This is a genomic window from Microbacterium sp. zg.Y909, assembly GCF_024626565.1.
Genome location: NZ_JANJFJ010000214.1, coordinates 1 through 7,454, shown reverse-complemented (window position 1 = coordinate 7,454; position 7,454 = coordinate 1). Strand labels below are relative to the sequence as shown.

Genomic DNA, 7,454 nt, shown 5'->3' with positions numbered 1-7,454 from the left:
GAAGCCGCCGAGCGCATCGTCGCCCTGGGCCTCCCCATCGACGCCCGCCTGACCACCGTCGCCCAGAAGGCCAAGCCCACCACCGTGCCCGCCGGGTTCACCCCGTGGGACGCCATGGTGCGCAGCGTGCTGGCCGACATCGACGGCATCCTCGTCGATGTGCAGGCCGCGATCGACGGTCTCGACGAGGTCGACCTCACCAGCCAGGATGTCGCCATCGGCATCAAGGCGGGCCTGGAGAAGGACCGCTGGTTCCTCTTCGCCCACCTCGCCGAGTAATCACGTCTCCACGAAGCCCCGGCCCGCGAGGGTCGGGGCTTCGTCGTGTCAGGCGCTGTCCGGCGGTGTCAGGCGGAGACGTGCGTGAGGCGACCGGCGATCATGGTGGCCGCAACCTGCATTCCGCGCATGGTCTTCTCGTCCGCCGTCAGCGGGTCGTGGGCGACGACGGCCAGGTCGGCGATGCCACCGATCCGCAGCGCCGAGCCGCCGGAGGAGCCGTCGGCGGTGGATGCCGCGAGAGCGGTGGCTGCATCCACCGCCTGCCCTGGCTGCCACGGCTCACGGCCGTCGCGCGTGCGGTGCACCGCTGCCGACATCGCCGCCCACGGATCCAGCGGCGAGACGGGGGCGTCGGAGCCGAACAGCAGGTTGGCACCCGCGTCGGCCAGCGCACGCAGCGGGTAGGGCTGCGAGGTCTGGGTGGCCCAGACCGTGTCGGTCAGGTCGCGGTCGTCCAGCGCGTGCTCGGGCTGGACGCTTGCTCCCACGCCCAGCGCGGCGAAGCGCGGCACGTCGGCGTGCGCGACGAGCTGCGCGTGCTCGATCGTGCCCGTCGCGCCCGTCAGGGCGAAGGCGTCGAGCGCGTGGGTGTTCGCGATGTCGCCGATGGCGTGGATGGCGCACGAGAGCCCTCCCCCGGTCGCGCGGATCATCAGATCGACCAGTTCGTCGGGTGGAATGGTCAGCAGGCCGTGGTTCAGCGGGTCGCCGGGATAGGCGTGCGAGCACGCCGCCGTGCGGGTGCCTAGCGAGCCGTCGCTGATCACCTTGAGGGAGCCGACGCGGAAGAGCCCCGCGGGGTCGACGGCGTCACCGGTCTCGATTCCCAGGTCGAGGGCCCGCTGCAGATCGCGCGGGTAGATGCCGAACCGTGTGCGGAGGGTGTCGAAGCCGGCGGCGGCGCGCCGGGCCCAGGCGTCGGCGTTCCAGGCCATGTCGAGGTCGACGATGCCGACGACGCCGCGGGATGCCGCATCGTGCGCCATGCGCGCCACGTACGCGTCGGCGACGTCGGTGGGGACGAGGTTGAGGCGTCGGGATATCTCGAATGCCGGCTCCTCCCACAGCAATCCCGAGCCGGCCACAGGGTGACCCTCGCGACGCAGTGCGGCGGAGTTGAGCCACACGCTGTGGACGTCCGCGTTGATGAGGTAGGTGGGGACGTCGCCGGTCGCGGCATCGAGCACTTCGAGCGTCGGGGCGTCGGGCCAGAACGCGTGGCGGAACCCCGTTCCGATACGGCGGCCGTCATCGAGCACGGGGGCATCGGCCATGAGCCATGCCGCGTGGGCGGCGCTGTCTGCGTGCCCGAGGGGAACACGCTGCGTGAGGAGCGCCCACTGCACCGCGTGCACGTGGTGGTCCCACAGACCCGGGATCAGCCAGCCGCCCTGGGCATCGAGCACGACGCCGGCGCGCGGGAGTGCACCGGCAGGGGCGATATCGGCGATGGTACCCGCCTGCAGGTGCACGTCGACCAGGTCATCGCCGAACGGGTCGGTGCGGTCCGCGCCGGTCAGCCTCGCGTTCGCGACGACGGCGACATGGTCGCCTGCGGCCCAGGTCATCTGCTGCTCCTTCGCGCGTCGAGGTCGCGACGCATCTCGCTTGCCAGGCGGGCATCGCCGTACGGGCCCGATCCGGCATCCAGTTCGCCGATGATCGTCTCGACCACGTCATCAGGCCGGTTCTGACTGAGCTTGCGTTTGGCCACGACGCGCGAGGGCGTGAGCCGGAACCCGACGGTGCCCTTCTCGAGCCGGTGCACGAAGTCGGCGTCGTTCGGCCGCTCCCACATGAGGCGCGGCTGCGGCATGCCGCTTTCGAACCTGGCCACGAGGCGATCGAGTACCGCGAGATTCTCGTCGGCCGTGAGCAGCTCGGGAACGCCGCTCAGGTGCGCGGAGATGAAGTTCCAGGTCGGCACCGCCGGGCCGTCGCCGTACCAGCCGGGCGAGATGTACCCGTGCGGTCCCTGCACGATGACCATCAGCTCGCGCTGCCCCAGGCCGTGGATCAGGTCGTCGGGCTTGCCGACGTGCCCGACGATCGTGAGATCCTCGCGCGAGTCGTCGAGCAGCACGGCATAGTGCGAGGCGACGAGGCCGTCCGGCGTGCTGCTGACGAGCGTCACCCACGGGTTCTGGTCGATGAGCCGGCGCAGCTCGGCGGTGTCGCCGAGGACGAAGCTCGGGTTCTGGCGCATTCCCTCAGCCTATTTGGGGTGGAACCGTCAGGTGTACGACTCCACCCGCTCCACGGGCAGGCCCGACCGCCAGGAGTTGAGCGCCAGCGCCACGGCGATGGCCATGAGCGCGATGCCGATCCCGAGGGCGCCGAACCCGTAGAGCGGGCTCTGGAGATGCACCCCGAGCGGGCTGAGTCCGAACGCGGCGCCGGCGAAGCCGGCGATCCCCAGTTCCGCGCGCCAGATGTGCGAGAACTTCCGCCACCACAACTGCGCGTGGGACCCCGGAATGATGCTGTCGGCGTTGCGCGACAGTGATCGGTTGTACGTCAGTTTCTTCAACAGGGACACAGCGACCATGGCGGCAATCGCACCCGTGACCACGGCATACACGGTCACGGTGTACCAGAAGTACATCCCGCCGCTCGCCCCCCAGCCGCTTTCGGCCTGGCTTTGAGCGTCCCGGACGACGGGCACCACGACGACGAGGACCCACGCCGCCACAGCGAGGCCCGCGAAGACGATGTGAAGGAGCACGCTGATGGGGCGGAGCTCGACGCGGGTGAACCCGCCTTCGAAGAGGGCCCCGCCGCCCAGACCCCAGCGACCACGGACGGCGAACTGGCCGAAGATGAATCCCGTCAGCGACAGCAGCGTCAGCAGGAAGGGGGTGGCGATGGCCATGACGGTGTCCTCGAACACGTCTCCGATGACGCCACCGCCGGCTGTGTAGATCAGCAGCCAGGCGACCATCCCGACGGCAGCCGCGAGCGCGAGTGCACCGACGAGGTTGCCGACGACGGCGACGACCTTTCGCGTGGTGGCGATCGAGCCGGTCGTGCGTCGGCCCTGCGCGTCCCGCGGACGCGAGGCGGGCGTTTCAGAACGGTTGCTCGGTTTCTTGCGCTTCTTGGTTTTGGGCACGCGTGACTCCTTCGTCAGGGCCACAGGGGCCTGGTGGCGTTGTTCTCAGGCCTGGCAGGAAGGGCACCAGTAGAGCTTGCGCGCGGCCATCTCCTCGACCACGATCGCGGTGCCGCACACGCGGCACGGCAGCCCCGCGCGGTGGTAGACCCAGTGCCGATCGTCGCGGGAGGCCATCGCCTTGCGGTAGTCCTCCGGCGCCAGGTCGTCCATCGTCATCATCTGCCCGGTCTCGACGCCGATGGCCAGCAGACGCACCCAGTCGCGCCACAGTGCACGCACCGTCTCCTCGGGCACCTCCCGGCCGGGCGTGTGCGGGTTCTGGCGGGCACGGAACAGCATCTCGGCCCGGTACACGTTGCCGATGCCGCTGACGACGTTCTGGTCCATGAGCAGCTGCCCGATGGGGGTGGGCTTGCGGCGCACCGTGCGGGTGAAGCGCTCCTCCCCCTCGGCCACGTCGCCCACGAGCGGGTCGGGGCCGAGCTTCGCGACGGTTGCGAGCATCTCGTCGGTACTCTGCAGCTCGCACGCGGTGGGACCGCGCAGGTCGGCGCAGGTGATGTCGGTCATGAGCCGCAGGCGCACCTGGCCGACCACGGGCGGGGGCCACTCCAGGTCGTCCCCCAGGCCCGTCGTCTGCTCCGACATGCGCACGTGAACACGGGTGCGCCGCGGCGCGCCGATCGATGACAGGGAGTTCTCCCCAGCGGCATCCAGGATCGGCTCGTCGCCGAGCACCGTGCCGCGCTGGTTCGTCTGTCCCATGCGTCCGTTGGCGGAGGCGATCGTCGGGTCCACGAGGATCTCGCCGGCGAAATCCCACGCGCCGTAGAGACCGAGGTGCACGCGCAGCCACAGGTCGTCGAAGGCGAGGAACATCTGCTTGCCGACCGCCCGCGCTTCGGTCGGCGTGCGGCCGTCGAGCACTGCGGCACCTTCGGCGAACCGCCCTTGCGGGCTGGATGCCGCTACCGTCCGCCCGACGAAGTTGCGCTGGAACTGGCGGGCGATGCGGTGGACGGAATGGCCCTCGGGCATCAGCCCGCTTCCGGGTCGAAGCTGCTGTCGTCGGCGGCCAGCACGTCGGGCTGAAGCCCCGGCGCGCGGGGGTCCGGCTCGAGCGTGCCGTCGGTCTCGAACGCCGCCAGCTGCGCGATCCGCCGCGCGTGGCGCTCCTCGCCCGAGAAGGGCGTCGCGATGAAGCGGTCGATGAACGCGGCCGCCTCGTCGAACGTGTGCTGACGGGCGCCGACGGCGATGACGTTGGCGTCGTTGTGCTCACGGGCCAGTTCCGCGGTCGCGATGCTCCACACCAGGGCCGCCCGCACACCGCGCACCTTGTTGGCGGCGATCTGCTCGCCGTTGCCCGATCCGCCGAAGACCACGCCCAGGGCCTCGACCCCGGCCTCCTGATCGCGCACGACGGCTTGTGCAGCCCGAATGCAGAAGGCGGGATAGTCGTCCTGCGCGTCGTACTCGAGCGGGCCGTGATCGACGAGGTCGTGACCTTCTGCTGCGAGGTGATGCTGCAGCTGGGTCGAGAACTCGAGGCCGGCGTGGTCGGTCGCGATGTGGATGCGCATGGTCAAGATCCTAGGGTCGGCGCTCGGTGGCGGCGGGTCAGGGCGCGATGCCCGCGGCTGCCGGTTTGAACCCGGCGCGGACGTTCTCGCAGCAGGCGGGACGGCAGACGTCGAACCACGGCCCGAGCGCGGTACGGTGCGGCCGCTCGGCGGCGGGCGCTCCCTCGAGACGCTCGACGACGAGGTCGACCAGGCCCGACACGTAGGCCGGATCGACTCCCGGGGTCGGCGTGCGGACCGCGCGCAGTCCGGCCTCCTCCGCGGCCTCGATCGCCTCGGTGTCGAGGTCCCAGAGCACTTCCATGTGGTCGCTGACGAATCCGAGCGGCACGATCGCGACGGCCTTCACCCCGGCGTCGGGGAGCGTCTCGATGACGTCGCAGACGTCGGGTTCGAGCCACGGCTGCGACGGCGGGCCGGAGCGCGACTGGTACACCAGATCCCAGGGCACCGACGCCGCGTCGGGTCGCTCGGCGGCGACGTCCGTCATGATCACCTCGGCCACGGCGCGGTGCTGCGCGGCGTAGGCGCCTCCGTCGCCCCAGTCGACGTCGCGCGGGCCGGAGCGCTTCGCGTCGTCGATCGGGACGCTGTGGGTGGAGAAGAGCACCCGGATCTGCTCGGGTGCGAGACCCTCGTCGAGGAACCCGGCGACGGCCGCGAGCACTCCGGCGCTGAAGGGCGCGACGAAACCGGGGTGGTCGAAGAACTGACGCACCTTGTCGATCGTCACGACGTCGCCGAGGCCCGTCTCGGTGAGCACACGTGCGAAGTCCTCGCGATACTGCCGGCAGCTGGAGAACGAGCTGTAGGCGCTCGTGGCGACGGCGATGAGCGTGGTGTCACCGGCTGCCGCGGCATCCTGCACCGCCTGCTCCAGGTAGGGAGCCCAGTTGCGGTTGCCCCAGTACACGGGCAGATCGATGCCGCGTCGGGCCAGTTCGTCCTCGATGGCCGTCTTCAGCGCACGGTTCTGGTCGTTGATGGGGCTGACGCCCCCGAAGTGGCGGTAGTGGTGCGCCACCTCTTCGAGTCGCTCGTCGGGGATGCCGCGCCCCCGCGTGACGTTGCGAAGGAACGGGATCACGTCGTCCTGGCCCTCGGGCCCGCCGAAGCCGGCGAGCAGGATGCCGTCATAGGCGACGGGTACCTCGATATGGCGCGCACCCGATGCGGATGCGGGAGAAGCGAAGAGAACCTGGGGCTCTTCGCGCTCGTTGACGGGTCGGGCGGCGTCGGTTGCACTCACCCCTCCATCCTCCCACCGCGGTGGCGATGCTAGGGCCCGCTACAGGGTCTTTCCGGGTGGTGGCCGCTCCAGAGCGTAGGCTGAGGGATCGCCCGGCACGCCCGGGCACTGACCCACCCGAAGACCTTGGGAGAACCGCCGTGCCCGGAGAGAACCTCACCCGCATCGAGGCGCAGGAGCGCCGCGCCGTCGTCGACCCGACGGCCGGTATGTCGTACGAGATCGCGCTCGACCTCAACCGTGGTGCGGAGGTGTTCGGCTCCCGCACCACCCTTCGCTTCGCCGCCACGCCCGGCGCCGACACGTTCATCGACCTCATTGCACGCGACGTGCGGGAGATCACCCTCAACGGCCGCTCGATCGACCCCGCGACGGCGTTCGCCGACTCTCGCATCGCGCTGTCGGGCCTCGAGGCGCAGAACGAGCTGATCGTCGACGCCGACTGCCTGTACACCAACACCGGTGAGGGTCTGCACCGGTTCGTCGACCCCGTCGACGGCGAGGTCTACCTCTACTCGCAGTTCGAGGTGCCCGACTCGCGCCGCGTCTTCGCGGTGTTCGAGCAGCCCGATCTGAAGGCCACCTTCCAGTTCACCGTCACGGCGCCCGAGCAGTGGAAGGTCGTGTCCAACTCGCCCACGCCCGCGCCCCAGCGCCACGGCGACGGCACCGCCACGTGGACCTTCGAGCCCACCCCGACCATCTCGTCGTACATCACCGCGCTCGTCGCGGGGCCGTACGAGGCGACCTTCTCGGAGCTCACCAGCGCCTCGGGCCGGGTCATTCCGCTCGGCGTCTACGCCCGCAAGAGCCTCTGGCAGCACCTCGACGCCGACTACGTCTTCGACAAGACGCGCGAGGGATTCGCGTACTTCGAGGAGAAGTTCGACTACCCCTACCCGTTCGCCAAGTACGACCAGCTGTTCGTGCCCGAGTTCAACGCCGGAGCGATGGAGAACGCCGGCGCGGTGACCTTCACCGAGACCTATGTCTTCCGCAGCAAGGTCACCGACGCGGTCAAGGAGCGCCGCGTCGTCACGATCCTGCATGAGCTCGCGCACATGTGGTTCGGTGACCTCGTCACGATGCGCTGGTGGAACGACCTGTGGCTGAACGAGTCCTTCGCAGAGTGGGCGTCGACCATGGCCACCGCCGAGGCGACCGAGTGGACCGAGGCGTGGACCACCTTCAACGCGATGGAGAAGACCTGGGCGTACCGCCAGGA

Annotated in this window: 7 protein-coding genes and 1 pseudogene; 2 read left to right on the top strand and 6 right to left on the bottom strand. The window is 70.0% G+C overall.

The annotated features are described in order from the left end of the window. Positions 1–279 (top strand): annotated as a pseudogene (locus tag NQ160_RS14850) (DNA starvation/stationary phase protection protein); the annotation flags it as partial. 68 nt (positions 280–347) lie between these two features. Here NQ160_RS14850 and NQ160_RS14845 read toward each other — a convergent pair. From NQ160_RS14845 to NQ160_RS14820, 6 genes are read right to left on the bottom strand one after another with little or no spacing between them, the layout of a single operon-like run. Next, positions 348–1,850, bottom strand: coding sequence for an amidohydrolase (locus tag NQ160_RS14845; RefSeq protein ID WP_257515975.1), 1,503 nt, complete (start codon positions 1,848–1,850; stop codon positions 348–350). Continuing rightward, positions 1,847–2,488, bottom strand: coding sequence for an FMN-binding negative transcriptional regulator (locus tag NQ160_RS14840; RefSeq protein WP_257515974.1), 642 nt, complete (start codon positions 2,486–2,488; stop codon positions 1,847–1,849). The genes NQ160_RS14845 and NQ160_RS14840 overlap by 4 nt, the downstream gene beginning before the upstream one ends. Before the next feature lie 27 nt (positions 2,489–2,515). After that, a complete protein-coding gene (locus NQ160_RS14835; protein WP_257515973.1) occupies positions 2,516–3,394 on the bottom strand; it encodes a hypothetical protein in 879 nt (292 codons plus the stop codon). A gap of 45 nt (positions 3,395–3,439) precedes the next feature. After that, positions 3,440–4,435 carry an Fpg/Nei family DNA glycosylase gene (locus NQ160_RS14830; RefSeq protein ID WP_257515972.1) on the bottom strand — a complete coding sequence of 332 codons (996 nt, stop codon included), beginning with the start codon at positions 4,433–4,435 and terminating at the stop codon, positions 3,440–3,442. After that, positions 4,435–4,980 carry a ribose-5-phosphate isomerase gene (locus NQ160_RS14825; protein WP_257515971.1) on the bottom strand — a complete coding sequence of 182 codons (546 nt, stop codon included), beginning with the start codon at positions 4,978–4,980 and terminating at the stop codon, positions 4,435–4,437. Before NQ160_RS14825 ends, NQ160_RS14830 begins: the two co-directional genes overlap by 1 nt. 37 nt (positions 4,981–5,017) lie before the next feature. Further along, positions 5,018–6,229 (bottom strand): ferrochelatase, encoded by a 1,212-nt coding sequence (locus NQ160_RS14820; protein ID WP_257515970.1) that lies wholly within the window; start codon positions 6,227–6,229, stop codon positions 5,018–5,020. Between the two features lie 140 nt (positions 6,230–6,369). On the opposite strand from NQ160_RS14820, the gene NQ160_RS14815 reads away from it, so the two are divergent. Further along, positions 6,370–7,454 (top strand): M1 family metallopeptidase (locus tag NQ160_RS14815; RefSeq protein ID WP_257515969.1); only part of this gene is annotated, 1,085 nt, incomplete at its 3' end.

What these genes read in the sequence shown, in the direction of transcription:
- NQ160_RS14825 (WP_257515971.1), bottom strand. Translation starts at nt 4,980, where the DNA reads ATGCGCATCCACATCGCGACCGACCACGCCGGCCTCGAGTTCTCGACC.
- NQ160_RS14845 (WP_257515975.1), bottom strand. Translation starts at nt 1,850, where the DNA reads ATGACCTGGGCCGCAGGCGACCATGTCGCCGTCGTCGCGAACGCGAGG.
- NQ160_RS14830 (WP_257515972.1), bottom strand. Translation starts at nt 4,435, where the DNA reads ATGCCCGAGGGCCATTCCGTCCACCGCATCGCCCGCCAGTTCCAGCGC.
- NQ160_RS14840 (WP_257515974.1), bottom strand. Translation starts at nt 2,488, where the DNA reads ATGCGCCAGAACCCGAGCTTCGTCCTCGGCGACACCGCCGAGCTGCGC.